We start from the raw sequence: 3,671 nt of genomic DNA, 5'->3' as shown, positions 1-3,671 counted from the left end.
TCAACTACGTATGCGAGAAGAACAAGCGTTATTGGCTCAGGATTATGCCTTGGAGACTGCTAGGGCGGAAGGTCTTGAACAGGGATTGGAACGTGGTCTTGAGCGTGGGAAAGTTGAAGGAAGTTTCACTATGCTAGTAAATCTAGTACGTCAAGGTATCCTGACATCTGAGGTTGCAAGTGAGCAATTAGGCATGACTGTCGCTGAGTTTGAGGCGTTGTTGTAAGACTAGTACTAACGGTCAAGATGGCGTTCTTAGAACTAAAAAATATAGAGAAACCAGCAAAGACGAGATTCGCAAGTTGTGGTTGGAGTTTTTTGGGAACAAGCTTCAATGAATACACTGTCTATAAAATGTGAGGTTAGGCATTCAACTATTCTAAAATAATGACAGATTTTTCCTAAGTAAAAGGTAAGATCTGTTTTTTGTTTATATTAAATTTCATGTTTAATGGCCTGAAAACACTGTTATGACAACATCTGCATATATATATATATATATATATAATTCGTAAAAAGATCCCAAAATATGCTATATTATAGGGTTTTAAACTTAAGATAACGCTCAGGAAATTGATTGATATTCTATTTAAAAAGTGTTAGTATAGTAATGAAACATTATGTTTCAAATATTTTTAATGTAGTCTATTGAGACAATAGAAAGGATATGCTTATGTTTGGAAAAAGGCATAAGGATAACGGGGAAAAAGTCTTTCGTTATTCGATAAGAAAGTACCATTTTGGTGCTGCTAGTGTCGCGATTGCGGCATTGATATTTTTTGCAAATGGTGTAGCTCAGGCTGAAACGTTACCAGTAAGACCTGAAACGGCCAATGTGCAATCTTCTCCTGGGGGAGAGCGTTCAGATTCGGGAGGCAGAGCAGTCTCGGAAATCCAGCCTGCTGAACAACCTAAAGTATTGACTCAGTCAGTCAACAAGGATGCGCTTCGTATAGCCATCGGAAATTTGAGTGACGTAGTCAGAAAAGTAGAATCAAGCAAGCTAGTCGCTCTTGAATCTCAGCTTACTCAAGTGGTTGAAGAAAGCGAACGCTTACTTGAAGATGGAGGTGTTACAGAGCAAGCTGTTGCAACAGAGGTAGAGACTATCAACTCTTTGATAAGAGAGGTCGAAAAGCTCCTTCCAAAATCTGAGCCAACTGTAGATGAGCCTGCTGATAAAAAGGATAAAGAAGCTTCTATCGAGCATCCTAAGGATGAGAAGAAAGTGGTTTCTGATCAAGAAAAATCTAAAAAAGATTTATCTATAGTTGACAAAGCCAAATTAAACGAGGACAAGGCTGCGGTTAATCAGGGATCAGAAGATAGACTAACTTCGAATCCTAATAAAGTAGCTAAAAAAGAATTGCCAACATATAGCAATGAAAATGATGGGGCAACGAACCTATCAAATGAGCTTTACTTTATCTATGGAGAACTGAAGAAGGCTAATACTGATACGAGTAAAATCCAAGAGGTTAAAGATGCATATGATAGGATCAATAATGCTATCCCTCTAGCTAATAACGGTGTTGTCAATCAAGCAATCTTTGATGCTGCTTTAGTAGACCTCAAGAAGGCTCGTGATTTGATTGAAGGGGTACTTAATGGTAAAACAACAGATGATTCTACAACTACACCAGTAAACCCTCAACCTCGTAGTGGTGGTGAAGAACTCCCAAGCCGAGGAAGAGGTCGTACTCGAACAACACGTACCGTTCGTACTGGTACTGATAATTATGCAAATTCTCTAGAGTCCTTCTTCGAAGATGGGAAGAAGGGGAATTCACCATATGATAAGTATACGTATTACTTCTATTCAAGAAGACAAATTGGTACGGTTGACAATATTAATAGAAATGTTAATGAAGGTAGAGAGTATATTTATGCTGATGTCACTAGGACAAATGATGGTTTTAGATGGGATATCTATGTCAACAAGGGACATCACACCATATCTCGTGCACCTGTATGGTTCACAATCCCTTCGGGTCAGGAATACAAACCAGGTACAGCAACTGTTTCGGTTACAACTCCAGGTGGACAGACTACCGCTTATAGTCCTAATAGTGGCAATTTATTGGATATGCTTAGAATCGAGGAACTCGGTTTTTATAATGAAACTCAAGGGACGCCACAAAATTCAGGAGTCCGGAAAGACGGAGGTATTACTCTAACTCAGGGGCTTGATGTAGGGAGTCTAGATAAATTGGCTCGTCAAGAACATAGACCAGGGGTTGGGAAAGGTCCATATGCTAAGAATCTTGAGAGCCAAAAAGAAAGAGAATTATCCGCAAAGAAATTTAATGCCATAAATGGAAGCGGTGGTAAACTTTATTACTTTGAAATGAGTAACCAAAAAGATTCTTATCACTTCTCATTTGAAACAAGAGGGAATAATGACATCAATAAACTGACTTATGCAGTTGGTGCTAAGGGTGTGAAATCAGAGAATAACGTTAACACCCTATTCCTTGTTGACCAGTTTTATGCTCGCACACCTGGAGAAGTTGATGATACAGACCGTTTTAAATTCAAAATAAAGGGTAATGGATATTTTAAGATTAAGCAAAATACCGTAAACTCTATTTTTGCTCCAGGAAATGAAAACTACGTAAGTACTGTAAATGGAATTACTTATAAAAACAGAGGTAGTTTTGCTGACAAACCCTTTGAAAATATGGTCGATGGTGTTTTGACGTATAACAGCGCTGGTTATTTTACAGACTATCGAAACATAGATACGACTTCTTATGGTGACTACTATAGAGAAGATGGTTCGATGTGGGAAAAACAAGCAGGGAAAGGTGAAGCGAACGGAAAAGGTCAAGACTTCCAGCTCTTTAAAGACTCAAACGGAGCTATTACAAATGTCAGCAGAGAAGAATTAACTTTAGATGCTATTTCTACTCCTGGAGTTCATGCTTACCGTTACAATCGTTCTTTTAGAGATGGTTCTCATGATACAGGGAAATTTTATTTTGTCACTAAGCCAAAGACACCGACTTTGACGACTGATTTGATGCACCAAGCTGGTAATACCATAAATATCCAAGCTAGCAACGGTACCAACGGTTATGACATGAGACTGTATAAACGTGCTGCCGATGGCTCTCTAACAGAAGTGCTCGGTGCAAATGGAAAACCTCTGATTGCTAAGGCAGGAACTAACGGTGTTGCAACCTTTACTAATGTTAAAGTTGAAGAAGCAAACTATGTTGTAAAAACTGTTGTAGAAGGTGATTGGGTCGATTATGATAACACTCGTCGTAAGACGGTTGAATCAGATGAGTCAAATATAAAAGCTGCAACGGACGGAGTTCCACCGGTAGTTAGTGTGAATGGAATTACGCTTCCAACAAGTAAAAATAACTCAAACCATGTTTTGTATGAGGTTACTCAGGGCGAAAGATTCAATCCGACTATCAAAGTATGGGATAATTCAGGAACGATTAATAGTCTATCTATTGTCAATACACCAGACGGGATTGATAGAAATCGGTTTAATAGTAGCTTTAGTCGCCAAACAACTGCAAAAGAAGCGAATCAGTATATTGCTCCGACTCTCGAAGGAACAGTTAGCTCTACTCAACGTCCAGGAATCCATATAGCGGAGATTAGTACTTCGGATGCCAATGGGAATTCACGAACTTATTACTTTTACTACAAAG

Annotated in this window: 1 protein-coding gene and 2 pseudogenes; all 3 read left to right on the top strand. The window is 38.8% G+C overall.

Going from position 1 to position 3,671, the window contains the following annotated elements; genetic code table 11:
• Nucleotides 1-226 (top strand): annotated as a pseudogene (locus tag SMSK597_RS0103445) (damage-inducible protein CinA); the annotation flags it as partial.
• A 14-nt stretch (nucleotides 227-240) separates the two neighbouring features.
• A pseudogene (locus SMSK597_RS14145) lies at nucleotides 241-329 on the top strand (Rpn family recombination-promoting nuclease/putative transposase); the annotation flags it as partial.
• A 344-nt stretch (nucleotides 330-673) separates the two neighbouring features.
• The coding region (locus SMSK597_RS14010; RefSeq protein WP_000467202.1) for a YSIRK-type signal peptide-containing protein at nucleotides 674-3,671 on the top strand (2,998 nt) is incomplete at its 3' end.

This window comes from Streptococcus mitis SK597, from assembly GCF_000148545.1.
GTDB classification, from domain to species: Bacteria; Bacillota; Bacilli; order Lactobacillales; family Streptococcaceae; genus Streptococcus; species Streptococcus mitis_C.
This window is presented reverse-complemented; position numbering and strand designations above follow the sequence as displayed.